This is a genomic window from Paenibacillus cymbidii, from assembly GCF_004764705.1.
Lineage (GTDB): Bacteria > Bacillota > Bacilli > Paenibacillales > NBRC-103111 > Paenibacillus_AN > Paenibacillus_AN cymbidii.
The window spans coordinates 50152-75678 of record NZ_SHLX01000016.1; the positions used below are offsets into that span (position 1 = coordinate 50152).

Consider the following 25527-nt stretch of genomic DNA (forward strand, 5'->3'; position numbering starts at 1 on the left):
GGCTTTTTCCCGTCACTGCTTCGCATCTCGCTTCGGAACTTTGTGATCCACCGTATCGAGAAAATCTCTCGCCGTCCGCACCACATATCGCACATCTTCAATCGGTCTTTCCATGAGCAGCTGTTTATGAAGATCAAGGAGCAGCTTCTTTTCCCCGATTTCGCCCGAACGGTTTAATTCGTGGAAATTGAACAATTCATTCGGAGCAATCTCCAGCGCATTCATCAGGACATCCAATGTGTCCAGCGAAATATTTTTCCGCCCCCGCTCAATATCCGAAATATGCGATTTGCTCATGCCTTCCTTGCCGGTTTTTTCAGCTACTTGCGCTTGGGTGAACCCTCTATTTTTGCGAATCATTCTTAACTGCTCGCCGACCAACCTGCGAAAGTCAGACATGCCTGCCACCACCTCAAAATGAGGGTATTGAATTATGTGGTAAAATGAGATACCTTCAGGGAATTATTATGTTTATAAAATACGCTATCAGTGGTACAATTTAATTGATTTGCTTCTGTGAAGATAATTGCGCGCTTATGTCCGCCAACGTCCGGGATCAGACGAAGCGGGTGGAAGGAGGAATGAGCCGGTGGTTCGGCTGGAGGAAATAACCGTCGGGGCAAGGTTGTTTGGTATCGCGGGGAGCGCGCAGGTAAACGTTGTGGCAGTCAAATGGTACGGCAACGCCGCCCTGGAGATTACGTTCAAGCATGCTTGCGGCCAACTGGCCAACCAGCTCCTGTACAGGGAGGACGAGGACAAGTTGAGCGCTTGCGTCAACTGCCTGCCGCGGCGTTTCGACGCGGACGCGAACCTGCTGCGGCTCGTGTCGGAAGCATACCGCATCGGCCATGCCCCTATCTTTGACCCATATCTCGCCTTGCATACGTCTGCCATCGAACCGCTGCCTCACCAAATTGCTGCCGTTTACCGGAAAATGCTCTCGCGGTTGCCGCTTCGTTACGTTCTGGCAGACGGCTCCGGCGCAGGCAAAACGATTACGGCCGGGTTACTCATCAAGGAACTGTTCATGCGCGGCGACCTGAAACGATGCATGATTGTTGCGCCGGGAAATGTGGCGGAGCAGTGGCAGGACGAACTCGACCGCAAGTTCAACCTGAGATTTGTCATGTTGACGAACGACCGCATCGAATCGGCGGTTACGGGAAATGGGTTCACGGAGGAGAACCTGATCATCGTTCGTCCGGAAAAGTTGTCCCGCAACCAGGGGATTCTGGAGAAATTGCGGGTCACGGACTGGGATTTGATTGTTTGCGACGATGCGCACAAGATGTCGGCCACGGTCAAGGGCGGCGAAGTCAAGTACACGAAACGCTTCCAGCTTGGCCGGTTGCTCTCGTCCATTACGCGGCATTTCTTGTTATTGACCGCGATACCGCACAATGGCAAAGATGAGGATTTTCAGCTCTTTATGTCGCTGATCGACCAGGACCGTTTTGGAGGAGTACCGCGAAGCGGCGGTCAAGCTGTGGAGGTGTCGGATGTGATGCGGCGGCTTGTGAAAGAGGACTTGCTGAAATTTGACGGCACGCCGCTGTTTCCCGAACGCAGAGTGCATACGGTCAACTACGGCCTTTCGCCGCTGGAAGCGATGCTGTATACCGCGGTCACCGACTATGTGCGGGACGAGTTGAACCGCGCCGAATACCTGAACAGCGAACCCTGGTCTACCGTCGGCTTCGCGCTGACGATTTTGCAGCGTCGTCTTGCTTCCTCGCCGGAAGCGATCTATCAATCGTTGAAACGCCGCCGTGAGCGTTTGGAGAGCCGCCTCGCGGAGGAACGGCTGGGCGGGTGCGCGGCTGCCTATATCGCTCTGGGCGATGACGATTGCGACTATGACGATATGCCGTCCGCGGAGTTGGAGGACACGGAGGAGGAGGTCGTCGGCCAGGCCTCCGCCGCCCGGACCATTGGGGAACTGGAAGCGGAAATCGCCGCGCTGATCAAACTGGAGCGTATGGCCGGCGACGTCCGTCAGAGCGGCGAAGATGGCAAGTGGGACGAACTTGCCAATCTGCTCCGTGACAATGACCATATGTTCGGCGGCGGCGGGTTGCGCGAAAAGCTGATTATTTTCACCGAACATCGCGACACGCTCCGCTACCTTGCCGCCAAAATTCGCTCTTTGCTCGGCAGCGAGGAAGCCGTCGCAACCATTCACGGCAGTATGCTTCGCGACGAGCGGCGCAAGGTAGAGGAACTGTTCATGCGCGACAAGGCAGTGCATATTCTCATCGCCACCGATGCGGCATGCGAAGGCATTAATTTGCAGCTTGCTCACTTGATGATCAACTACGACCTGCCGTGGAACCCGAATCGCCTGGAACGGCGTTTCGGGCGCATTCACTGCATTGGGCAAACGGAAGTTTGTCACTTGTGGAACCTCGTGCCGCGGGAAATTCGCGAACGATTGAATCGGATCGTCGATCATTCGCTGAACCGCGCGGAATTGTACAGACTGCCTGATGAGCACGCCCTGAACGAAGACGCGATGGACGTGAGCCAGGTGATGGCCATTCGTGAGGACATGGAGCGGACGGAAGCTTACAAACTCCAACCGCAATTTATTAAGGCGTTTTTTATAGAAGCCTTCCGGAGCGTCGGCGGCATAATCCGCCCGCGAGAAAAGGGACGCTACGAAATCTCTTCCGTGCCGTTCGCCCTTCGCAACCGCGGTGCGCAGCTCGGGTTCGGCGAGCCGGTGCTTTCGTACTACGAGCGGGTCTGCTTCGACAAGACTTGCCGCAGCGAACAGGGACAAGCTCCCGCCGTACGGATTGCCCCCGGGCATCCGCTTCTGGAAGCAACCGTCGATCTTGTGCGCGAGCGCAATGGAGATGTGCTGAAACGCGGCGCGGTATTCGTCGATGACAGCGACTGCGGCACGGAAACACGCTTGCTATGCTATGTAGAGGATTGTGTGCAGGACGGCATGATCCTGCCGAACGGGAGCAGGCGCGTGATCTCCAGGCGCGTTCATTTTGTGGAAATCAAGGCGGACAAATCGGCGGCGAACGCCGGATATGCGCCGTATCTTGACTATCGCGCCGCCAACGGCGACGAACAAGCCGTCATTCTGCCATTCCTGAACAGTCAGCAATGGCTTCGGACGAACGTGGAGGATATTGCGATTGGTTATGTCATCGACGCCATGATCCCTGCCCACGTCAGGGAAGTGAAAGCGCGCAAAATCAAACTCATCGACAAGACCGCAAAAGCCGTCAAGGAGCGGCTGACCGCCGAGATCCGGTACTGGGACCTCCGCTCTGTCGACCTGAAGCGGAAGCAGACGGCGGGCAAAATCGGCGCCAGGTACAATTCGCAGGTGACGTCCCGTCGCGCCGGGGAACTGGCCGCCCGCATGCAGAAGCGGCTCGCCGAACTGGAAGCGGAAAAGCTTATCTCCGCGATGCCGCCCATCGTGGTTGGCGGGGCGATAATCGTACCGTGCGGGCTGCTGAATAAGCTGTTGGGCAGATCCGACACCTTTGAAGGACAAGAAAAAGCTCATAGAGGTGGTGCTGCCGGATCGAACCAAAATAGCCCACGAAAAATGGCTTATTTGCCCCATTTCGCCCCCCTCGTCGGAAATAGCCAGTGATTTCACTGGCTATTTTAGTGAGGATGCCTGCTTTTTACAAAATAGGCCATAAATCATGACCTATTTTGCAACACCTTCATCGAGCGTGCTCCGCACCGACTCTAATCGCAACTATACCGAGCCGATTCGCTATACAGCGGATCGCCTGCCAAAGGGATGGCCGAATAGTCGGTCAGCTTGTTGCGGTACAACGTACAGCGGTGTTCGTACCGTTCTTCGCGAAAGAGCATGGCCGGCAAATAACGGGGAATCAGCTCCCCGACGCCCAGGTTGCCGTCCGCCAAAATCCAGTCGATTGCTTTCCAATCCAGAACGCCTTCGTCCACTTTCCGCGGAGTCCGGTAGGCTTCATCCGGCGGAAGTTCGGCCAGGAACGTATACATGCCGCCCGAGTCGGTTTCGTCCACTTGCCAGGAAACAATGCCTTTGAAATGTACCTCGGCCGCAGTCAGCCGGATTCCCGTTTCTTCCCATGCCTCGCGCAATATGCACGCCAGCGGGGTTTCGCCCGGTTCGATTTTGCCGCCTACCCCGTTCCAGAGTCCTTTCGCCGGAGCATGGTCCCGATTGAGCATGAGCAAACGATCGTTTTGTTTGATGAAACCGAGCGTATAACGGAACATGAGCGTTTATCTTCTCTCCTGATATCGAATATTGATTTCTATCATATCATTTGTCCCCGCAATCGGGCATCCCTTTCCGCATGCTTCCGCATACTGGCATAGTTCGTCCCTTGTCCGCATAGCATGGTAACAAGAAAGGACAAGGGAGCGATTGGGCGATGAACAAGGCGCGCATTACATATCGGATCAACCGGGAACCGGGCAAGGAAACCGCAGCGCAAGGCGAAACGCAGCGAGTGATTCCGCTGTACGGGGAAGAGTATCACGTCGTCGAGGAAAAGGTGCAGCCGGCCAAAAAACAGGAGCCGGTTGCCGAAGCGCAGCAGCGCGGGCGCGGCCCGGAACCGGGTTACGCGGCCAAATCCGAGCCAGTGCCGACCGGCTGGAACAGCCCGTTCGACGAGGAGACGGAGCGGATCGAACGGCTCATCCTCGAGTCGAACGAACGGCGGCAATCGGCGCGGGACCGCACAGACGAACGGCGGCCGCCGGTCGGCAGCCATGCGGACGAGCGGGAGCGGGAACGCGGCAGGGCAGAACGCCAGCGGCCGTTCGAAGCGCAGGAGCCGGTAACTGGAGAGCATGACCGGCAAAGCCGGGCATGGCAAGAGGAAATGCGCGGCGGCGATCGGTACGGCAAGGCGGCGGGACATGCCGCCGGACAGCCGTCGCCCGGACACGGCGGCGAGGCGCAGCCGCCATACAGGCAGGCTGGAGCGCGACGTGAGCTGCAGCCGCAGCGGGACTGGGAGCTGGCGCCGGACCCGATCACGAACGAATGGCTTCCGGTGGAGCGGCAATCGCAGCGGATGCCGGCGAAGGGCGATCGCCGGGAGCAGGAGCGCAAACCGGTGCGCGGCTCCGGCGGCATGCGGCTCGAGGACGAGTGGGACTACCGGATGCACGACGCCGGCTTACGCGACGACCGGTATCAAGGCCGCCTGGACGATTACGATCGCCGCGATGACGATCCGCCGCCGCATCCGCCTCTTTCGGTGACGGGACCGCGGTACGTGCGCCATTCGCGGACGCCTTGGATGAAAATCGCCGCTACGGTCGTCGGAGCGGTCATAACCGGCGGCTTGCTTGGTTTGCTGGTGCTGTCGCTGTTCTCCGGCCAGTCGCTCGGCGAGCTGACGAAGCTTGGCGGAAGCGGCGGCTCGGCCAAGGAAACGTCGGCGACGACGGACAAAAATGCATCGGCCGCCCCCGCATCGGCATCTACCGACGGCAAATCGGCCGCCGGCGTCAAAGACTCGGCGGTTGGCGCAAACGCTGCGGCGAATACGATTGCCGTGTCGATTCCGGCCAAGTCATACGTTTTTCTGCAAAATGGCGGCTTCGCGGGTGAGCAAGGCGCGGCTACGGCACAAGCCGAGCTGCGCAAAAGCGGGTTTGCCGGCGTCACCGAAGCGGCGGACAAATATTACGTCTATGCCGGCGTCGCCGGGACGAAGGAGGACGCGCAAGCGCTGAGCGATCAGCTGAAAGCGAAAAAGTTCGAAGTATACTTGAAAACCGTAACGATTCCCGCCGCCAGCAGGATCGTCTGGAATGGCAAAGCGGAGGCAGTGCAAACCTATATCGCTCAATCCGACAAGCTGGCGCAAATGATGAACGCGCTGACGCTGCTCAAGCTCGAAAGCGGGCAAACGACGCCGCTTGAGGACGCGACGTACCAATCGCTCGCATCGGCGCACCAAAGCTGGTCGCAAACGGTGGCGGGAGCAGCCGAAGGCGCTTCGTCCGAAGCGAAAGCGCAGCTGCAAAAAATGAACAACGCGCTCGACACCGCCAAGCTGTCGATCGACGAATACAAAAAAAATCGTTCGATCGCGATGCTCTGGCAAGCGCAATCGAACGTGATGGATTATCTTGTGGCCGAAAAGAAGCTGCTGCAACTCGTGACGCCGGTTTAACCGGCGTCTTTTGCCGCGTTGACGTAACGATCGAGCATGACGCTCATTTCGGCGCGGGTTACTTGCCTTTGCGGTGCGAATTTGTCGTTCGACGCGCCCTGCACGATACCGGCAGCGGCCAGTCTGGCGATTGCGGAGGCCGACCACGCTGTCGGCGCCACGTCCGTGAACGGCAGTTTCCCTGTTGCGGCGGAGCCGGAAGCGGGGATGGCCAGCTGCAGCAGCCGGTCGAGCAGCACGGCGCTTTCCTCGCGGGTTACCGGCGCGTTCGGCCGGATCGTGCCGTCCGGATAGCCTTGCAGCCAGCCGCTGGCCGCCGCCTGCCGCATCGCGTCGTACGCCCAGTGCGTCGCCGCCAGGTCGCGGAACACCGGCACGTTGCATATCGGTTCCTTGCCGCCCGTCCCGTAGACGGCGGCCGTTACGCCGGAGCCGGCGGCGGGCGTTTGCGCCGTCGCGCACGGTACGATCGCCGTATCGACGGCGCCCGGAGTCCCGGCGAAGACGCGCCCCAGCATCGTCACCAGCTCCGCGCGCGTCAGCGGCTGATTCGGATAAAACAAGTTATTGGCACCCTGGACGTAACCCAGCGCGTATAATCGCATGACGGCTTGCTGCGCCCAATGCTGGCCGAGATCGGGAAAGATCGGCGGCCGGAAAGCTTCGATGCCGTCGGCGATCGCCAGCGCCATGCTTGTCCGTTTCTCGGGAATGGCGAGCAGCGCCGCCTCTGCCGGGTTGCTGAGAAATGCCGTTTCCACGAGCACGCTCGGAATCGTACCCATGCGCACCACGTGCACCGCACTGGGCACGATGCCTTTGTTGCCGAGTCCCGTACCGGCGAGAAACGATTGCAGCATCTGCGTCGCAAACGCGCGATTGACCGCGCTGAGCGCCCGCATCGCTTCGCTTGCGGGATAGTCGGCTTGCGGGTAGTCGTCGTCGTAATAAAGCACCATCGAGCCGGTCATGCTGGCGTTTGGGTAAGAATTGGCATGGACGGAGACGAACAAATCGGCGTTTTGCCCGTTCGTGAACGAGACCCGGTCCGGCAGCGCGATGAACCGGTCGTCTTCGCGCGTCATGGCTACCATGTAGCCGCGGCGCTGCAGCTCGTCGCGCAGCTTCAGCGAGATGTCGAGATTGACCGTTTTTTCCTGCAGGCCGCCCACGCCGATCGCGCCGGGATCGTAGCCGCCGTGACCGGCGTCGACGACGATTTTCACAGCTGAAGCGGGATAGGGAAAGACGAATGCGCAAAGCAGCGCAACGGCCGTAAGCTGCAGCCACTTCTTCATTGCGGGTCCTCCTTGGTGTCTATGGCGGCAGCCGGGAAGCTGCATGATTGTATAGTAAAATGTAATCGGTTTGCAGGGTTATCTCACAATTGTACTAGGAATGAGAGAGAGAAGGAATCCGGAAATTTCATCCAGAGTCCGCGCGATTGCACGATGAGCACCTCCAGTAGACGACCGTAGTCGCGATTTCATATAATAGTTATAGCTCGAAGCAAGTCGGCGTAGCAGGCCCGGCAAGGATAACGTTGGACGAATGGGAAGAGGATATCAGGTGAAAAAAAACAATTGGGTGCTGCTGATTTGCCTTATCCTCGGATTGGTGGCGGGGATGATCGTTTCGGAGTTGCTCGCTCCCGTGTCGGGACTGTCGGTGCTGACCAAGTCGGTTTCGCTCACGTGGCAGCCGAAGGCGGACCTTAGCGTCATCAAATACGATCTCGATTTGCAGATCAAGCTGAATTTGTTGTGCATCATCGGCGTCGCCGCGGCGTTCTGGATTTACCGGAAGCTTTAGCGGCGCATCGAAGCCGGCGTCGAAAGGAGATTCGTTCATGGTTGAACAGGCAACAATTGCAACACGGGCGCTGGTGCTCGCTTCTTCTTCGCCGCGCCGGCAAGAACTGATTCGTACGTTCGGCTTGCCTTATCGCGTAATCGTCAGCGATGCGGACGAATCGGTGGAGCCGGGGCTTGCGCCGGAGCAAATCGTCGAAGCGCTGTCGCTGCGCAAGGCCGAAGCCGTTTGCGGCAAAATGCGGACCTGCGAGCCGGGATCGTCTCCGGCTGCGGGGATCGTGATCGGCTCCGACACGATCGTTGTGCTGGACGGCGTCGTGCTCGGCAAGCCGGCGGACGAAGCGGACGCGCGGCGGATGCTGGCTGCTCTGCAAGGGCGAACGCACAACGTCTACACCGGCGTCGCCTGCGTCGATGCGGCCGCGCCGGCAACGGAGCCGCTCCAGTGGGAGGAAGGCACTCGCTTCGGCGATATCGGCCGGTACCGCGTATGGCCGGAGCCGCCGGGCGCGGAAGCCAACATTGCGGTCGGGCATACGGTCAGCCGCGTGACATTCCGGCCGATGAGCGACAGGGAAATTGCCGCTTATGTAGAAACCGGCGAGCCGCTCGATAAGGCGGGAAGTTACGGGGCACAGGGATTGGGAGCTTGTTTTGTCGAAAAAATCGAAGGTGACTTTTACAGCGTGATGGGGCTTCCATTAAATATGCTGTATCAGATGCTGCTGAAGTTCGGTGTGCGGTGCATGCCAACGGAAACTTAAGGAGTCGAAACCGGCAGGAGAGTCAGAATTCGAGCATACATGCGAGCGAGTCCCATCTTGCGAGGGACTCTTTTTTGTACCCCTTCAGCCGCCGGGATGTTGCGAGCGCGTCGAACGCATTTTTTTGACCGTTAAATAAACAATCAGAATGACTGCGGCGCAGATGCCCGCCCGCAGCGAGTATTTGCTGACAAGATGGATGCCCCGCTCCCAATTGTCGCCGAGCAGATAACCGATCGTGCAATAGACGAGCACCCACAGCAGCGCTCCGGTATGGTTGAACAGCAGAAACGTGCGCAGCCGGATGTGCAGCATGCCCGACAAATACCCGGTGAAATGGCGCAGGCCCGGGATAAAATAGCTGACGAGCAGCAGCTTGGTGCCGTATTTGGCGAACCAGGTTTGCATGTTGGCGATGCGCGCCGGACTCAGGAAGATGAACTTCCCGTAGCGTTCGAAAAAAGGAAGCCCAAGTTTGCGCCCTAGCGCATACGTTATTGTAGTGCCCGCGGTGGCGCCGGCGAAGACGACCGCGTATACGGCCCACAGCGCCAAATTTCCGCCGTCCGCCAGATGGCTTGCGTATGCCATGGCAAGCTCGCCGGGAAACGGCAGCGCTACCGATTCGGCCAAGAGCCCCAGGAATAGCAGCCAATAACCGTATTGCTCAAACAATTGCTCCAAACCGTTCATGATCGTTCGCCTCGTTTTCCGGAATGTTCCCAGTATAACTGTGCGGGCAGCCGCGGTTATCGGGCCGCGGGCCGAATTTGCCGCCCGACCATGGTCGAGGCGGAGGCCGGTTTTTTGTCGCGGAGGAATCGCTCGGTTTTTGTCGAATATACAAGGGCAACCTTTTGTATCATCCATTCGAGTCCATTTCCGGGAGGCGTTTTACTATGCAACGCAAGTTTGCCGCCACGATCATGACCTCCGTTTCCATATCGCTGCTGCTCGCCGCCTGCAACGGATCGGAACCGGCAATCGCCGTGCCTACCGCCACGGCTACACCGACCGCGACGCTTACGCCGTCGCCAACACCGACGCCTACTCCAACACCAACGCCGACCCCGACGCCGACACCCACGCCAACGCCGACCCCAACGCCAACACCGACGCCGACCCCAACGCCGGTGAAATCGGTCGCGCCGCTGCCGGCAGACAAGAAGCCGATTTCCTGGTACTACATGAAAAAAGGAAAAGGCGTCGTACCGGATTTCCCGGCAGACGTCAAGAAGCTGCAGCCGACGGACAAGGCGGCCTGGGTCGGCAAAGGCAAAAAAGTGTATTTGACGATCGACGCCGGCGGGCCGATGGGCGATACGGACAAACTGCTGAAGGCGTTTAAGGACAATCATGCGGTCGGCAACTTTTTTATCGCCGGCTACAATATGAAGGCTTACCCGGACTTCATCCGCAAGCTGGCGGCGGACGGCCACATCGTCGCCAACCATACGATGACGCATAAAGACCAAACGACGTTGTCCGACGAAGCCGTAAAGAAGGAAATCGAAGATTTCAACGTCCTTTACAAGCAGATTACCGGCAAGGATGTTGCACCTTTCTACCGCTTCCCGTACGGGACTTACAATTATCATCTGATGACGCTCGTTTCGAACATGGGGTATACGTCCGTCTTCTGGTCGGTCGCCATGCGCGACTGGGAGCCGCGCGCAGGCGGCGCGGAAGAAGCCTACCAGGACGTCATCGGCCAGCTTCACGACGGCGCCGTCATCCTGATGCACGAAGGTTCGGAAGACAACATCAACGCGCTTGACCGGATTATCAAAGAAATTCAGCGGCAAGGCTACGAGCTGGCGCCGATGACCGATTTGGCCAAATGATCGTCTGCCGCACGGCGCTCCGGGTTTGACAACGGCTTTCGCGCATAGCATAATCGGAACATATGTCCCGGTACGTTTCGAGCGAACCGCTCATACGCTATGGATGAATTCTAACTTTGACGCAAAGGAAGCGTATTTGCTTGGAGCAGGCTATCGCGATATTGGATTCGGGCGTCGGCGGGCTTACCGTCGTCAAGGAAGTCATGCGGCAGCTGCCGCAGGAAAAAATTATTTATTTTGGCGATACTGCAAGAACGCCGTACGGTCCTCGTCCGTATGAGGAGATCAACCTGTTTACGCGTCAAATCGTCGATTATTTGCTGCAGTTTCGGCCCAAAATGATCGTCATCGCCTGCAACACCGCAACTGCGGTCGCCATAGACCGGATTCGTTCCGTTGTCAATATCCCGGTCGTCGGCGTCATCCATCCCGGCGCAAGGGCGGCAATCAAAATGTCGCGCCGCGGCATCGTCGGCGTCATCGGCACGGAAGGCACGATTCGAAGCAAGGCGTACGAGCATGCGCTAAAGGAAATATCGCCTTATATCGAGGTAGTCAGTCTTGCCTGCCCGACACTTGTCCCGCTCGTCGAGGAAGGCAAGTTCAACACGGATGAGTCGCGCGCCGCAGTAAGGGAAGCATTGACGCCGATTCGCACTTATCCGCTCGATTGCCTGATTCTTGGCTGCACGCATTACCCGTTTCTGAGCAAAGATATCGAAGCTGTCATGGAACGTCCCGTTGCGCTCATCAGCTCCGCCGAAGAAACGGCGCGCGAGGTCAGCACGATTCTGTATCACCGCGGCCAGCTGGCGCGGTCGAAGCAGCTGCCGGTGCACCAGTTTTTTTGCAGCGGCGACGCGAGGATGTTTCAGCAAATTGCGCAAACGTGGCTTGGCGAGCACATCATGGTATCGCCTGTCGTCTGGCAGGTGCCGAATATTATTTGACTTGCCGCATAAGGATATAGGGCAGCGAAAGCGCCTCCGCAACGCTCGGGTGTAGAGCGTGCGGAGGCGTTTCATTTTGCGGGGGGCGGAGGATCAAGATGCAGCAAAAGGATGGGAAGGACCAACAGCGATATGTCAGCCGGCAAGGAGATACGATCGTGCGAGTCGCCCGCCGATTCGGGATCAATATGACGGCACTTCTGGCGGCGAATCCGCTTGTGACGGAAGGGGAAGCGCTGCAAGCCGGCACGGAGTTGGTTGTGCCTTCTGCGGTTGGGCTGGCGGAAAGCCAGCCTCCGCCGGGCAGGGGGCTGCATGCCGACGAGCCCGCGCCGTACGGGTTTGCCGAGTTGATGGACGACGTGGCGGCGCTGCAGCGGCGGTTTTCATTCTTGCATACGGAGACGATTGGCACCAGCGTGCTCGGGCGACGGATCGTTGCGCTGCGCATCGGCACCGGCGGGAAGGTATGGTTCGCCAATGCGGCGATGCATGCGAACGAGTGGATCACGGCGCCGCTGCTTGTCCGGTTCGCCGCCGATTGCGCCGCCGCGCTGGAAGCGGGCGAGCGGTTTCGCGGACGGGACATGGCGCGGCTGCTGGCGGAGTCGTCCGTATGGCTCGTGCCGTTGGTCAACCCGGACGGCGTCGAGCTTGTGCTGACCGGGTTGCCGGGCGAGCCGGCTTACGACGCGCAGTTGCTGCAGTGGAACCACGGCGTGCCGCGGTTCACGCGCTGGAAAGCGAACATTCGCGGCGTCGATTTGAACGACCAGTTTCCCGCCGGCTGGGAAACGGAACGAGATCGCCGCGCGGCGGAAGGGCCTGGGGCGCGCGACTACGGCGGCCCGGCGCCGCTCAGCGAGCCGGAAGCGGAGGCGTTGGCGCGGTTTACGCGCGAGCGCGATTTTCGACTCGTCCTGGCGTTTCACACGCAGGGGCGGGAAATTTATTGGAACTACCGCGACTATGAGCCGCCGGAGGCGGAGGAGCTGGCCGAACGCTTCGGCCGGGTCAGCGGCTATCGGCCGGTGAAGCTGTCCGGCAGCGATGCCGGCTACAAGGACTGGTTCATTGCGGAATATCGCCGCCCCGGTTTTACGGTGGAGCTCGGCTTCGGCGTCAACCCGCTGCCGGTGTCGCAGCTCGACGACCTGTACGAGGAAGCGGCAGCGATTTTGCTGGCGGCGTTTGATGCGTGAGCGGGGCTGCTGCGCAGCCGGCCGGTGCGGCGGCGTGGAGCAGATTTGGCTGCTGTTTCCAGGGGCGCGTGGCCTGAGCCGCCGCCTTCGGAGAAATAAGCCATGTTTTGTGGCTTATTTCGTTGAAAATGAGCTTCAGCCGAAAAATAGCCAGTAAAAACACTGGCTATTCGGCTGAAAAGCTCGATTTCGGGGCCATTTTTACGAAATAGGCCCTATTTTCGCTGGCTATTTTCGTTGAGGCGAGTGTTTTCTGGCGAATAGGCCATTTTTTATGGGCTATTTTCAGCGCTCATCCTTTAGCGGGGTGCTTTTCCCTGTTTCGTCGCGGCCCTCGCCACTGTGCTTCGCTAGCTGTCAGTACCAGTTGTACTCGCTACTTCCCTCCGTCCTCGTCACGAACCTCGCCAATGCGCCACTTCTCCGTCCCCCACCAGTTGTATCAGCTACTTTCCCGTCCTCGTCACGAATCTCGCCATTCCGCCACTATTCCCGCTCTCCACCAGGTTTTTCAGTTGCTTTTCCATCACCGCGCACTGTCCCCGTCCCCGCCACCGCCTCACGCGCTTTTTGCCGCCATTCGTGTTGTTTCCCGATTTCTGATATGATGAAAAGGTACCGCAACTTGCCCGAGGAGGTGTCCCGGATGCGCAAATGGTTGTCGCTGCGGCAATGGTCGCATGTGTTTCGCGTCGTGTGGCGCGTGCTTCGGTCGAAGGAGGTGCCGCTCGGCATGAAGCTGCTGTTCGTTGTGCCGGTGTTGCTGTATTGGGTGCTGCCCGATGTCATGCCGTTCATCCCGATCGACGATATCGCGGTGACGATGCTTCTGGCCGGCTGGTTCGCGAGCTGGATGGAGCGGAAGTACAACATTCGAATCGATGGAGAAGCGGGGAACGTGAAGCCGTGATGGAACTGGGCAAAATCAAACAGGATCGCATATCCGACCAAATAGCCGGCCGCATCAAAACGATGATCGCCGGCGGCCAGTTCAAGCCGGGGGACAAGCTGCCGGCGGCGCGCGAGCTGGCCGAAACGTTCGAAGTCGGCCGTTCGACGATCCGCGAGGCGCTCAGCGCGCTCAAAGCGATGGGGCTCGTCGAAAGCCGCCAGGGCGAAGGCAGCTACGTGCGCAAAGTGGCGCCCGACGAAGTGAACATGCCGGATCTGCAATCGCTGCTGCTGGGCAGCGACACGATCCTTGAGCTGCTCGAAGCGCGCAAGGCGCTGGAAGTGGCCAACGCGGCGCTTGCCGCCGAGAAGCGGAGCGAGGAAGATTTGGCAGCGTTTCGGGGCATACTGAAAACGATGAAAGACCACCTCGGCAACGAAGAGGAAGGCGAACGCGCCGACATGGCGTTTCACTTGTCGCTCGCCGGCGCTACGGGCAATTCGATCATGGCGCGCCTGCTCGAAACGATTTCCGCGCAGATGGAGCTGGCCATCCGCGAAACGCGCCGGCTGCAAATGTACGCCAGCCGCACCGTATCCGAACAGCTGCTGCGCGAGCATGAAGAAATATTCGACGCGATTTGCGCGCGCGACGCGGCGTTAGCCCAGGAAAAGATGAAGCAGCATCTGTTCCACGTAGAACGCGTGCTGATCCGTTTTCTCAAATAAAATTTCTCCAACTAAACTGGCGCCCTTGCGCAACAAGGGCTTTTCAAATCGCAACTTATCTGATAACCTGACAAGTATAAAAGATGTCGAAAGGAACGTTACCAATGAGAGTTTCCTTGTTTGTTACGTGCCTGGCCGACCAGTTGTACCCCGAAGTGGGCGAAAGCGTCGTCCGGCTGCTCTCCCGTTACGGGTGCGAGGTCGATTTTCCGCAGGCGCAGACGTGCTGCGGCCAGCCGGCGTTCAACAGCGGCTACCAGGACGAAGCGCGCGAAGTGGCGCGCGCGATGATCCGCGCGTTCGAGCACAGCGACTATGTCGTGTCGCCGTCGGGCTCCTGCACCGGTATGGTGCACCATTATTATCCGCATCTGTTCAAGGACGAACCGGAATGGTTGCGCAAGGCGGAACAACTGGTCGAGAAGACGTACGAGTTTTCGCAATTTCTTGTCAACGTCCTGGGCGTTACCGATCTCGACGCGGTGTTCCGCGAGAAAGTGACGTACCATCCTTCCTGCCACGCCATGCGTTTGCTTGGGGTGAAGGAGGAGCCGCGCGAGCTGCTCGCCAACGTCGACGGCATGGACTTCGTCGAACTGCCGCGCAAGGAAGACTGCTGCGGGTTCGGCGGTACGTTTGCGGTGAAGATGGCCGACATGTCCGAAGCGATGGTATGCGAAAAAGCGGCCAACGTCTGCGCGACGAACGCGAACGTGCTGTGCGGCACCGACATGGGCTGCCTGATGAACATCGGCGGCCGGCTCAACAAAGAAGGCAAACCGATTCGCATCATGCATATCGCCCAGCTGCTGGAGGAAGGAGTGAACAACCGTGAGTCAGGCCGTTAAGGATCATGCGCACGACCCGAAGCTGGAGCTGATCGGCACCGGGCTGAAGAAACGGACGGAGCTGGCGCTTGCCGACGAGTTTCTGCGCAAGGCGGTTGCGTTTACGACCGACAAGCTGAAGAACGGCCGGCTTGACGCCATGGCCGACATCGGCAACTGGGAGAAGTGGCGCGAGCGCGGCAGCGACATTCGCCGCCACACGATCAACCATCTCGACTACTATTTGACCCAGTTCACCGACAATGTGGCCAAAGCGGGCGGACACGTTTACTTCTGCAACGACGGCAAACAGGCGGTGAAACAATTCATCGACATCGCGCTGGCGAACGAAGCGAAGCTGGTGGCCAAAGGCAAGTCGATGGTGTCCGAAGAAATGCATCTGAACCACCATCTCGAAGAAATCGGCATCGAAGCGATCGAAACCGATTTGGGCGAATATATTTTGCAGCTGGCGAAGGAAACGCCTTCGCACTTGATTATCCCGGCCATCCACAAAAACAAGCAGCAAATCGCCGACCTGTTCACGGCCGATTCGGGACAGAAGTTCCCGCCGGAGACGAAGCCGCTCGCCGCTTACGCCCGCGGCAAGCTGCGCAACTACTTCCTCGAAGCGGACATCGGGCTGACCGGCTGCAACTTCGGCGTGGCGGAATCGGGTTCGATTACGCTCGTGTCGAACGAAGGCAACGGGCGCATGGTATCGACGCTGCCGAAGGTGCACGTCGTCGTGATGGGCATGGAGCGGCTGATCCCGACGTTCGACGATCTCGAAGTGATGCTCAACCTGCTGGCGCGCAGCGCCACGGGGCAGAAGCTGACGACGTACACGTCGCTGGTCACCGGGCCGAAGCGGCCGGAAGATCTCGACGGGCCGGAGGAGCTTCACGTCATCGTGCTCGACAACGGACGTTCGGCGCAGCTCGGCGACGAAACGTTCCAGGAAGTGCTGCACTGCATCCGCTGCGCGGCTTGCCTGAACGTGTGCCCGGTGTATCGCCACATCGGCGGCCATGCGTACGGCAGCGTCTACAGCGGCCCGATCGGCGCCGTGCTGACGCCGCTCTTGCAGCAAGACATGAAGGAAGCGGGAGCGCTCGCCAATGCGTCGAGCTTGTGCGGCGCGTGCTGGGAAGCGTGCCCGGTGAAAATTCCGCTGCACGACATGCTCGTCCATCTTCGCCACCGCAAGGTGCAAATGAAGCTGACGCCTCTTGTCGAACGGATCGCTTTCCGCACATTCCAAACGATGTTCGGCAACGTCACATTCTATAAAATGGCGACGAAATCGGCTTATTATTTGCAGAAGCCGTTCGTGCGCGGCGGGTTCATCCGCAAGGGGCCGGGCCCGATGGCCGGCTGGACCGACGCGCGGTTTTTCCCGATGAAGCCGAAGCAATCGTTCCGCGACCGCTGGGAGGCGCTGCAGCAGGAGCTGAAGGCCGGCGGCGGCAAAACCGGCGGCGGAGCCGGCGCGAAGCAAGCGGGACACGACGGACAACGGGGGAACGGACGATGACACAGCCAGGCACGATCACCGGACGCGAAGCGTTCATGAACAATATCGCCCGGCGGCTCGGCCGCAGCAAGCCGCTTGCCGAGGCGCCGCCCCATCCGGTGCGCGGCGTGCCGGAGCATTACCGCGACATCAAGCTGACGCCGGACGAAAACGTCGGCCTGTTCGCCAAAAGCTGGTCCGCGCTCACCGGCAAAGTGCTGATCGTCAAGGAAGCGGAAGCGAAAGAGGCGATCGCCGCTTATTTGCGCGAGCTGAAGACGGAGCTTGCGCTGTCGCGAGCGGCGGCGTGGGAGCACGAAGAGCTGGCCGCGCTTGGCATTGAGGATGCGCTGCGCGAAGCCGGCGTCGACTACGTGCCGTGGCGCGAGCTGAGCGCGGCCGAAGCCTTGGCGCTGCAGCCGCAGGCGGCGAATGCGGCCGAAGCGGCGGTGGGCGAAGCGATGCCGAGCGCGGCGAAGGCGGCCGCCTCGCCGGGCGCCGCCGCGGCCATCGCCGAAGAAGCGGAGCAGCGCCCGTCGAACTGGGCGAAGCGCAGCCCGCTGCTGCGCGCCGCGGAGCGCAGCCAGCTCGGCATCGTCTGGGCCGACTGGGCGATCGCCAACACCGGCACGCTGGCGCTGCTCGCCCGCGGCGGCAAAGGCCGCTCGGTGAGCTTGCTGCCCGGCGCGCTGCTGGCGATTTTCCGTCAGGACCAGCTCGTGACGCGCATGGGCGAAGTGTTCGCCCGCATCAAGGAGCAATACCCCGATCTCGGCGATTTGCCGTCCTCGATCAATTTGATTACCGGCCCGAGCCGCAGCGCCGATATCGAAAACGACTTGACCATCGGCATCCACGGGCCGGGCAAGGTGCATGCGATCATTATCGTGCCGTGATATAATGGAGGAAAAGCAGCAAACGGGCCGAAATCGATCGGCCCGTTTGTTGTGCTCATCCGAAGGAGGAGTGGCGACAAGATGAAAATCGCCGAAGGAGTAGCTACGTTGGAATTGACAATGTCGTTTTCGGGAACGCCGAGCGTCATTCATCCGACGCTTGTCTGGGACGAAACGAACGTGCTGCTGTTCGACACCGGCACGCCGGGGCAATCGAAACCGATCCGCGAGGAAATCGAACGGCTCGGCATCGACATCGCCCGGCTCGACAAGGTGGTGCTGACGCATCAGGACATCGACCACCTTGGCAGCATGCCCAAGCTGCGCGAAGAATTGCCGCAAACACTTGAAGTGTTCGCCCATGCCGAGGACAAGCCGTCGATCGAAGGCGAGAAGCCGATTCTGAAGATGAGTATGCTGCGCCAGTCGCCCCGTTTCGACACGCTGCCGGAATCGTTCCGCACGATCGTCGAACATGTGCTGGCGTCCCCGCCGGTTTCCAAAGTCGACACCTTGCTGGCGGACGGCGAGAAGCTGCCGTATTGCGGCGGCATCACCACCATCCATACCCCGGGCCATACGCCCGGCCATCTCAGCTTCTATCTGCACGCCAGCAAAGTGCTGATCGCCGGCGACGCGCTGATGGCCGCGGACGGAAAGCTGATTGGCCCGAACGAAAGCGCAACGCCGGACATGCCGCTTGCGCTCGCTTCGCTGCGCAAGCTGCTGCCGTACGACATCGAAACGGTCGTCTGCTACCACGGCGGCGTCGTTACCGGCGCAGCTGCGGATATCCGAAGCCGGCTCGAGGAGCTGGCGGGGTAGCGCGGCCCTTTAGAAATAGTCGGAATGATACCCTTCCGACTTGCGCACGCCGAATTCGAGCGGGCGTTTGCCGTTGGTGACGACCACGTGCAAATACGTGTCGTCCGTGCCGGTGCGCGGATTAAACGATTCGATCGGCTCGCTGATTTCGAGCACCTGCGCGGCCATGCCGACCAGGTAGCCTTGCCGTTCCAGAAACAGCTTGATTTCTTTATCCGCCGGTTGTACCGGCAGGATGTCGCCCGCTTTGACCTGACTGAAATCGATGGGCACGGAATCCCTCCTTTTCCTGTTGAACCGAGCCGGCGCCGATCCCTTGCACAGGGTCAGGCGCGCGGCTCTTTGGCTTGCTCCGGTTGCGCGCCGGGCGCGTCCGGTCCGTTAGGCCCGTCCGGCTCGTACGGTTCATACGGCTCGTAGTCCTCCGGCAGCCGGATCCATCGTTTCAAATATCCTTGCTCGTGCAGCGCCTTCAGCGAAATGATCAGAATCGGCGACAGGATCAATCCGGATACGCCGAACAGCGAGAGCGAAATGATCATGAACGACAGCATCGTAAACGCGGAGACCCCGAGCGTGTCGCCGGTAATTTTCGGCTCGAGAATTTGCCGGGCGCCAATTACGATGCCGAGCAGCGCGGTCAGCCAAATCGCCAGCGTCGTGTCGCCGGTAAAGAACAAGTAAATGATCCACGGCACGAACACGGTCGAAACGCCGAGCAAGGGCAACAGGTCGAAAACGGCCGAGAGCAGCGCGATCGAAAACGCGTTTTTGACCCCCAGCGCCAGCAGCGCGAGCAGGATGACGACAAACGTGATCGAAATGAGCTTCATCTGCGCTTTCAAATAACCGCCGATGCCGGCAAGCACGTTGACGCGAATGAACGTGAAGGCGGTTTTGAACGTGCGCGGCGTCTTGTCGCGGGCGAGCCGCTTCCAGGTGCCGATTTCGATGCTGAGGAAATAGGCGAGAATGATGCCGATCGTAAAGTTGACCACAAACGACGAAATCGACGATATTTTGCCGACGAGCCATTTGAGAAACGTTTGCGCCAGCTTGGAGCCGTAATCGGTAACGACGCCTATGTATTCTTTGCCTTTCTCCGCCAGGTCGGGAGGGAGCGCATCCAGCCGCTGTTCGAGGAAATCGGCGTTGATGTCGATTTGCTGCTGCAGCGCTTGTTTGTAGGCCGGGATTTTATCGACGAGGTTGTACACTTGCTGGGTGAAGATGAAGCCGGCGCCGAACAGCGCGGCGACGATCACAAGCACGAACAGCGTCATCGACAGCGCGGTGGCGATCGACTTCTTGAAGCCGCGGCGGTGCAGCCAGCGGGCCAGCGGCTCGATAATCGCAAAAATGATCAATGCGAGGAAAATCGGCGTCGCCAGCTTGTACAGGAAGCTGAACAGCAGCATGAACAAATAAATCGTGAGTCCGATCAAGGCGATGTCGAACACCGTTTTGTAATACTTTTTGTAAAACGCGAGCAAAGCTGCTCCTCCTCTTCGTCAGTTGCGGACAGGCCGGGGGGATCCCCCGCCTAGGTCCATTTGGCCGCCCAAAGCTTCATTTCCTTTAATATTTGGTGCAAATCTTCCCCTTTGGGCGTCAGCGTATACTCGACGGTGACAGGCACGGTCGGATACGCGTGGCGTTCGAGCACGCCCTTGTCCTCAAGGTGGCGCAACGTGTCGGTGAGCGCCTTCGGGCTGACGCCGGCGATGCTGCGCTGCAGCTCGCCGAACCGGCGCGTGCCGCAGAACAGCTCGCGCAGCACGAGGAACGACCATTTGCCGCCGATGACGTTCAGCGTCTGTTCGATCGAGCAGGCGATCTTCGTCGGCTGCTTCGGCACGTAATTGTCCAGGTGGCGGGAGGCGGCGAGCGCTTCTTCCTGTTTGGCCAATACGGGTTCTCTCCTTTCGGCAGTTACTTACGCCAAGGTAAGCAGCTATGATCGGTGTAATAATGGTACAATCTTTTCACTACTTTTCATAGTATAGAAGAACGGGTACAATGGCAATAGCAATACGGCAGCACTATTTTCAAATGGAAAAGAGGTCATCGGAAGTGGAATATCGTCGATTGGGAAGAAGCGGGATGAAGGTCAGCGAAATCGGGCTCGGCAGTTGGCTGACGTACGGCGGATCGGTAGGCGGACAAACGGCGGAGGAAGTCGTCGATAAGGCATATGAGCTGGGCATCAATTTTTTCGATACGGCGAACGTGTACATGCGCGGCGCGGCGGAAGAAATTTACGGCAAGGCGCTGGCCAAATACAAGCGGGATTCGTACGTGCTGGCGACCAAAGTGTTTTTCCCGATGGGCGACGGTCCGAACGATCGCGGCTTGTCGCGCAAGCACATCATGGAGCAGTGCGAAGCGAGTCTGAAGCGGATGAACGTCGAATATTTCGACTTGTACCAGTGCCACCGCTACGATCCGAACACGCCGCTGGACGAAACGCTGCGCGCGCTTGACGATCTGGTAACGCAGGGCAAGGTGCTGTACGTCGGCGTCAGCGAGTGGAGCGCGGTGCAAATTGCCGACGCCGTGCATACGGCGAAGGAAATGAACCTCGACCGGATCGTGTCGAACCAGCCGCAGTACCATATGTTCAATCGCAAAATCGAAGCGGAGATCGTCCCGGTGAGCGAGCGCGACGGGGTGGGGCAGGTCGTGTTTTCGCCGCTGGCGCAAGGCGTGCTGACCGGCAAATACAAGCCGGGGGCGCCGGCGCCGGAAGGCTCGCGTGCGCTCGACCCGAAGTCCAACATGTTCATGGAGGCGCTGCTGAAGGAAGAGCAGCTGAAGAAGGTCGAACGGCTGCGGCCGATCGCCGAGCGCAACGATATTACGCTGGCGCAGCTGGCGCTGGCGTGGATTCTGCGCTTGCCGAACATTTCGAGCTGCATCGTCGGCGCGTCGCGCCCGGACCAGATCGAAGACAACGCCAAGGCGTCGGGCGTCAAGCTGAGCGCGGAAGATATCCGCGATATCGAGCAAGTGCTGCAAGGGTAAGGAAGCGAGGCAAGCGGGGCCGATCGACAGATCGGCTCTGTTTGTGCTTTGGCTGGGCGCGAACAAGTTTGGCAATGAAATAGCCAACAAAAAATGGCTTATTGGCTCCATTTCAGGCGCATCATTGAAAATAGCCAGTGATTTCACTGGCTATTCGCGTCAGTCTGCCCAGATTGGAGTCTTTTGGCTCAAATAGCCAGTGTTTTCACTGGCTATTTCCGACGAGGCAGGCGAAATGGGGCTAATAAGCCATTTTTTATGGCCTATTTTGTCCTCATCCGGACAGCGAAGAGAAGCGGGTGGAGTGTCTGCGGAGAAGCGAGGCGAGTAGTGGCCTCAGTGGCCTCTTGAGCAGCCTTGTCAACACGAAAAAAACAGGGCCGATACCGGCCCTGCGGAATAATCCATGCTTCGGCAACTGCTGCCGTTACGCGGTAGCGCTTTTGCCGCTGTCCGCCGCCGAGGCGACGGCCATCTCCGGCTTCGGCTTCTTGCGCACCAGCAGCGCGATCGGCAAGCTGACCAGCACGATGATCGTGGCGAGCAGGTAGACGTCGTTGACGCTCATCGTAAACGCCTGGACGCCGATGGCCGCCTGGTCGCCTGCGCCCTCCGCGGCCGACTTCAGATCGGCGACGTGAACCGTTTGGCGGCTGGCCAGCATCGATGTGAACAACGCAATCGCAAACGAGCCAAGCACGTTGCGGATCCAGTTGTTGATCGAAGAAGCGTGGCCCGACAGCTCGCGCGGAATTTCCTCCATGCCCGCATTGCTGGCCGGCATCGTCGACAGCGCAATGCCGATGTTGCGCACGAGCATCCAGAAGATGATGTAGCCGTGCGAAACGTCTACGCTCAGCCAGCTCAGCGCCAGCGTACCGACGGCGATCAGCGCGATGCCGGCGATCATGAGCCGCATCGGACCGATTTTGCCGTACAGCTTGCCTACGGCCGGCATGGCGATCGCCATCGCAAGCGAGGCGGGAAGCAAGATCAACCCGCTGTCAAGCGGCGTTACATGCTGGATTTGCTGCAAAAACAGCGGCGTCAAATACGTGCCCGAGTACAAGCTGATCGTGATGATGCTGGCAATAATCAGCGTAATCGTATAGCGACCGTTGCGGAACACGCGCAGGTTGAGCAGCGGCACCTTGACTTTCAGCTCGCGCCAGATAAACAAGCCGATGACGATGATGCCGAGCGCGATGAGCCCGATCGTTTTGACATCGGACCAGCCCCACTTGTGGCCTTCGCTGATGGCGATGAGCAGCGACAGGCTGCCGACGACAACGGTCAGCAATCCGATGAAATCGAACGCCTTCGGCACGTTAAGCCGGTAATAAGGAATGAGGATAAAGGCAAGGACGATGGACACGATGCCGAAAGGCACATTGAACCAGAACATGAACTGCCAGTTCCAGTTGTCGATCAGCCAGCCGCTGATCGTCGGCCCGAACGCCGGCGCCAGCATTGCGGACAGCGACCACAGGCTGATGGCCATCGCCTGCCGTTCGCGCGGCACCACCTGGTAAATGATCGTCATCGTCGCCGGCATGACAAGCCCGGTAAAGCAGCCCTGCAGAATACGGAAAAAGACGAGCGAAGCCGGGTCCCAGGCAAGCGCGCACAGCGCCGACGTGACCGTAAAGCCGACAAGGGCGAACACATACAGCCGCTTGTAGCTGAACCGGTCGCCGAGAAAGCCCGTCAGCGGGGCAACGGTGCCCATCGCCAGCATGAACCCGGTGATGGTCCACTGCATCGTCGACAAGCTGCTGTTCAATTCGTTCATCAGCACCGGTATGGCGATATTGATGGTGCTCATGCTGAGTACGGTTACGAACGAGCCGAGAAAGATCGCGATCATAACCGGCCAAAAGCGGATGTGATGCGTAGAATCGGTTGACATGGAGCTCCTCCGGACGTTGGTTGACATGACAGCTGGCGTTATGTATATATTGACATATGGTCATCGCTGCACGAGAAATGATACTCCTCAAGAGGAGAAGTTGTCAATGCGAGATGGAAACACGGAGCGCGGCGGGCCGCCGGAACTGAACACGCTTGCCTACGGCTTGCTGGCGCTGCTCAGCAAGGAGCGGCTGTCCGGCTACGACATGATGCTGCGCATCCAGCCGTTCTGGCAGGCGAAGCACAGCCAAATTTATCCGTTGCTAGCCAAGCTCGAGCGGCTCGAATACGTACGGTACAACGTCTATCGCCAGGACGACAAGCCGGACAAAAAAATTTACGCCATCACCGATGCCGGCATCGACGCCATTCGTGTCTGGATTGCCGCGCCAACGGCGGAGCCGGCGAGCCGCGACGAGCTGCTGCTCAAGACGTATTGCATCCGGCTGTCCGACGCGCCGACGATGATTCGGATGTTTGCCGAGCGCGAACGTCTGTACCGTGACAAACGGGCTCTCTACGATAAGATGGCCGGGGAGCTGCGGGAAGACAAGAGCGAATCGTATTTGGCGCACACGTCGGATCAGTTCGGCAAGTTCATTTTGCTGCAAAAGGCGATTGCGGTCGTGCGTACGAATATCGAATGGTGCGTATGGGTGCGGAAGCTGCTTGGGGATGAGACGGCGGGAGAAACATAAGAAGCCCGGACAAGGCGTCCGGGCTGTTGATTGTGTGTTGCTACGCTTTAAGTACGTCGTGATCGACATAACGAGCGCCGTTCAGCTCGCTGATGACGTTGATCGCGACCGCAGCGCCGTGACCGGCGGTAACGATCGTATGCATGCTGACGCCCGCGCAAGTGCCGGCGGCCCAAATCCCGGCTTTGTTCGTTTTCCCTTGGGCATCCACGTCAAAAATCGTTTTGATCCGCGGCTCCGTGCCATCCTTCGTCTGCAGGCCGGAAGCTTCGGCCACGTCGGTCATCAGACCGGAAGCGACGATGACATGGGAAGCGGCGTATTCGCCGGCTTCGGTTTTGACCGTAAAGCCGCCCGCTTCGCCGGAAATGGCGGTAGCCTTGTCCGTGATGAATTCCGCGCCGAATTTGGCCGCTTGCTTCTTCCCGGTTTCCACCAGATCGGGACCGGTAATTTCCGCTACGCCGTAGTGGTTTTCGATCCAGGCGCGTCTTGTTACGCTTTGGTCGCTGTCGATCACGACGACTTTTTTGCCCGCTTTGGCGGCGAACAGCGCTGCGCTGGCTCCCGCGGGTCCCGCTCCGATAATCGCAATGTCGTACATCGATTAATCCCTCCTAGCGTTTTGATTGCCGCAAACAACTCTATTATGAACCGAGCGCGCCGCTAAATCAACTTTCCCGTATAGAAAGTATGGCTATAAACCCGCGCAATACCAGGTTCCTCCTGTAGCGTGTCCAATCCGGGATCGATTAATCGCGCCGGAACATGCGGTTGCCGCTTTCTTTTGCCGTTGTTTCGGTTGCGTTCGGGCCCTTCATTCTATAAAATAAAAGAAATGCGGACAAGGAACAGGAGATGGAATGCTATGGAATGCAAAATTACCCGCAACGCCGCGAAAATCATCAAACAGGAATTGGACAAGCAAGACAACAAGGAGCTGAAGCTGCGCGTTTACATTACGCACAGCCACGGCGATCACGCGCACTACGGACTCGATCTCGATACGCCGAAAGAGTGGGACGTCGTCGTTTCGACGGATAAGGAAATCGATGTCATTCTCGACCCGAACGTACCGCTGCTCGACGGAGTCAAGATCGATTATCTGTATATGCCGCAGGAAGGATTCGTCGTGACGAATCCGAGCAAAGGAAACCACGGGGATCACTAATCCAATGGCCAAAAACGACATTCGCGTCTGCGACAAGTGCAAGCACACGCGGCTCAAGACGATCGTGCCGAGGCTGGAGAAGCTTGCGCCGGACGCGGATATCAAAGTCGGCTGCAAGTCGTACTGCGGCCCATGTTCCCGGTTCGCCTTCGTGTTCATCAACGGCCGGTACATTACCGGAGCGACCGAAGACGAAGCGGTGGACAAGGCGAGCAAGTACATCAAACGCTGATTGTGCATGAAGCCTTTACAAATTCTCCATACCGGTTTGATGTCGCGATAATACGGAAGCCCTACG

The 25527-nt window shown here is 59.0% G+C and carries 26 protein-coding genes; 17 read left to right on the plus strand and 9 right to left on the minus strand.

Annotation, left to right across the window (positions count from 1 at the left end; translation table 11 throughout):
• Positions 1-12: 12 nt before the first annotated feature.
• On the minus strand, positions 13-399 hold the full coding sequence (locus EXY20_RS21350; RefSeq protein WP_135554143.1) for a helix-turn-helix domain-containing protein: 387 nt from the start codon (positions 397-399) through the stop codon (positions 13-15).
• 190 nt (positions 400-589) lie between these two features.
• Here EXY20_RS21350 and EXY20_RS21355 point away from each other — a divergent pair, with 190 nt between their 5' ends.
• Positions 590-3625, plus strand: coding sequence for a DEAD/DEAH box helicase (locus EXY20_RS21355; RefSeq protein ID WP_135554144.1), 3036 nt, complete (start codon positions 590-592; stop codon positions 3623-3625).
• A gap of 101 nt (positions 3626-3726) precedes the next feature.
• Here the strand turns inward: EXY20_RS21355 and EXY20_RS21360 are convergent, their stop codons facing one another.
• On the minus strand, positions 3727-4248 hold the full coding sequence (locus tag EXY20_RS21360; protein WP_135554145.1) for an NUDIX hydrolase: 522 nt from the start codon (positions 4246-4248) through the stop codon (positions 3727-3729).
• Between the two features lie 158 nt (positions 4249-4406).
• Here EXY20_RS21360 and EXY20_RS21365 point away from each other — a divergent pair, with 158 nt between their 5' ends.
• Complete coding sequence (locus tag EXY20_RS21365) at positions 4407-6167, plus strand: SPOR domain-containing protein (RefSeq protein ID WP_135554146.1); 1761 nt, start codon at positions 4407-4409, stop codon at positions 6165-6167.
• Here EXY20_RS21365 and EXY20_RS21370 read toward each other — a convergent pair.
• Positions 6164-7465 carry an N-acetylmuramoyl-L-alanine amidase gene (locus tag EXY20_RS21370; protein WP_135554147.1) on the minus strand — a complete coding sequence of 434 codons (1302 nt, stop codon included), beginning with the start codon at positions 7463-7465 and terminating at the stop codon, positions 6164-6166. The genes EXY20_RS21365 and EXY20_RS21370 overlap by 4 nt on opposite strands.
• Positions 7466-7736: 271 nt before the next feature.
• Here EXY20_RS21370 and EXY20_RS21375 point away from each other — a divergent pair, with 271 nt between their 5' ends.
• Both EXY20_RS21375 and EXY20_RS21380 read left to right on the plus strand, forming a co-directional pair.
• Entirely contained in the window at positions 7737-7979 is a 243-nt protein-coding gene (locus EXY20_RS21375) for a DUF4321 domain-containing protein (RefSeq protein WP_135554148.1), read from the plus strand.
• Between the two features lie 37 nt (positions 7980-8016).
• The gene (locus tag EXY20_RS21380; RefSeq protein WP_135554149.1) at positions 8017-8745 is read left to right on the plus strand and encodes a Maf family protein; all 729 of its coding nucleotides are present in this window, start codon (positions 8017-8019) and stop codon (positions 8743-8745) included.
• 84 nt (positions 8746-8829) lie between these two features.
• On the opposite strand, the gene EXY20_RS21385 is transcribed toward EXY20_RS21380, so the two are convergent.
• Positions 8830-9438, minus strand: coding sequence for a DedA family protein (locus EXY20_RS21385; RefSeq protein ID WP_167859410.1), 609 nt, complete (start codon positions 9436-9438; stop codon positions 8830-8832).
• Between the two features lie 206 nt (positions 9439-9644).
• On the opposite strand from EXY20_RS21385, the gene EXY20_RS21390 reads away from it, so the two are divergent.
• The 9 genes from EXY20_RS21390 to EXY20_RS21430 all read left to right on the plus strand — a co-directional run bounded on the left by EXY20_RS21390 (position 9645) and on the right by EXY20_RS21430 (position 18425).
• Positions 9645-10589 (plus strand): polysaccharide deacetylase family protein, encoded by a 945-nt coding sequence (locus EXY20_RS21390; RefSeq protein ID WP_135554151.1) that lies wholly within the window; start codon positions 9645-9647, stop codon positions 10587-10589.
• Between the two features lie 140 nt (positions 10590-10729).
• Positions 10730-11539 carry a glutamate racemase gene (gene racE / locus EXY20_RS21395; protein WP_135554152.1) on the plus strand — a complete coding sequence of 270 codons (810 nt, stop codon included), beginning with the start codon at positions 10730-10732 and terminating at the stop codon, positions 11537-11539.
• Between the two features lie 98 nt (positions 11540-11637).
• A complete protein-coding gene (locus EXY20_RS21400) occupies positions 11638-12741 on the plus strand; it encodes a M14 family zinc carboxypeptidase (protein WP_135554153.1) in 1104 nt (367 codons plus the stop codon).
• Between the two features lie 646 nt (positions 12742-13387).
• Complete coding sequence (locus EXY20_RS21405; protein WP_135554154.1) at positions 13388-13651, plus strand: hypothetical protein; 264 nt, start codon at positions 13388-13390, stop codon at positions 13649-13651.
• On the plus strand, positions 13651-14361 hold the full coding sequence (locus EXY20_RS21410; protein ID WP_135554282.1) for a FadR/GntR family transcriptional regulator: 711 nt from the start codon (positions 13651-13653) through the stop codon (positions 14359-14361). The genes EXY20_RS21405 and EXY20_RS21410 overlap by 1 nt, the downstream gene beginning before the upstream one ends.
• A gap of 104 nt (positions 14362-14465) precedes the next feature.
• Entirely contained in the window at positions 14466-15209 is a 744-nt protein-coding gene (locus EXY20_RS21415; RefSeq protein WP_135554155.1) for a (Fe-S)-binding protein, read from the plus strand.
• Positions 15193-16725, plus strand: coding sequence for a LutB/LldF family L-lactate oxidation iron-sulfur protein (locus EXY20_RS21420; protein ID WP_207671315.1), 1533 nt, complete (start codon positions 15193-15195; stop codon positions 16723-16725). The genes EXY20_RS21415 and EXY20_RS21420 overlap by 17 nt, the downstream gene beginning before the upstream one ends.
• Positions 16722-17600 (plus strand): LutC/YkgG family protein, encoded by an 879-nt coding sequence (locus EXY20_RS21425; RefSeq protein ID WP_135554156.1) that lies wholly within the window; start codon positions 16722-16724, stop codon positions 17598-17600. The genes EXY20_RS21420 and EXY20_RS21425 overlap by 4 nt, the downstream gene beginning before the upstream one ends.
• An 81-nt stretch (positions 17601-17681) precedes the next feature.
• Entirely contained in the window at positions 17682-18425 is a 744-nt protein-coding gene (locus EXY20_RS21430) for an MBL fold metallo-hydrolase (protein ID WP_135554157.1), read from the plus strand.
• Between the two features lie 9 nt (positions 18426-18434).
• On the opposite strand, the gene EXY20_RS21435 is transcribed toward EXY20_RS21430, so the two are convergent.
• The 3 genes from EXY20_RS21435 to EXY20_RS21445 are packed head-to-tail and all read right to left on the minus strand — an operon-like array spanning position 18435 to position 20334.
• A complete protein-coding gene (locus EXY20_RS21435) occupies positions 18435-18698 on the minus strand; it encodes a hypothetical protein (protein WP_135554158.1) in 264 nt (87 codons plus the stop codon).
• A gap of 53 nt (positions 18699-18751) precedes the next feature.
• Positions 18752-19918, minus strand: coding sequence for a sporulation integral membrane protein YtvI (ytvI, locus tag EXY20_RS21440; protein WP_135554159.1), 1167 nt, complete (start codon positions 19916-19918; stop codon positions 18752-18754).
• 50 nt (positions 19919-19968) lie between these two features.
• On the minus strand, positions 19969-20334 hold the full coding sequence (locus EXY20_RS21445) for a winged helix-turn-helix transcriptional regulator (RefSeq protein WP_135554160.1): 366 nt from the start codon (positions 20332-20334) through the stop codon (positions 19969-19971).
• Positions 20335-20498: 164 nt separating this feature from the next.
• Between EXY20_RS21445 and EXY20_RS21450 the strand changes: the two genes are divergently transcribed.
• Complete coding sequence (locus tag EXY20_RS21450) at positions 20499-21449, plus strand: aldo/keto reductase family protein (RefSeq protein ID WP_135554161.1); 951 nt, start codon at positions 20499-20501, stop codon at positions 21447-21449.
• A gap of 427 nt (positions 21450-21876) precedes the next feature.
• Here the strand turns inward: EXY20_RS21450 and EXY20_RS21455 are convergent, their stop codons facing one another.
• A complete protein-coding gene (locus EXY20_RS21455) occupies positions 21877-23358 on the minus strand; it encodes an MDR family MFS transporter (RefSeq protein WP_135554162.1) in 1482 nt (493 codons plus the stop codon).
• 106 nt (positions 23359-23464) lie between these two features.
• Here EXY20_RS21455 and EXY20_RS21460 point away from each other — a divergent pair, with 106 nt between their 5' ends.
• Complete coding sequence (locus tag EXY20_RS21460; protein WP_135554163.1) at positions 23465-24058, plus strand: PadR family transcriptional regulator; 594 nt, start codon at positions 23465-23467, stop codon at positions 24056-24058.
• Positions 24059-24098: 40 nt separating this feature from the next.
• On the opposite strand, the gene EXY20_RS21465 is transcribed toward EXY20_RS21460, so the two are convergent.
• A complete protein-coding gene (locus tag EXY20_RS21465) occupies positions 24099-24662 on the minus strand; it encodes an FAD-dependent oxidoreductase (protein ID WP_135554164.1) in 564 nt (187 codons plus the stop codon).
• A 264-nt stretch (positions 24663-24926) separates the two neighbouring features.
• On the opposite strand from EXY20_RS21465, the gene EXY20_RS21470 reads away from it, so the two are divergent.
• Both EXY20_RS21470 and EXY20_RS21475 read left to right on the plus strand, forming a co-directional pair.
• Positions 24927-25229 carry a HesB/IscA family protein gene (locus EXY20_RS21470; protein ID WP_135554165.1) on the plus strand — a complete coding sequence of 101 codons (303 nt, stop codon included), beginning with the start codon at positions 24927-24929 and terminating at the stop codon, positions 25227-25229.
• A gap of 4 nt (positions 25230-25233) precedes the next feature.
• Positions 25234-25461 (plus strand): DUF1450 domain-containing protein, encoded by a 228-nt coding sequence (locus EXY20_RS21475; RefSeq protein WP_135554166.1) that lies wholly within the window; start codon positions 25234-25236, stop codon positions 25459-25461.
• Positions 25462-25527: the final 66 nt, after the last annotated feature.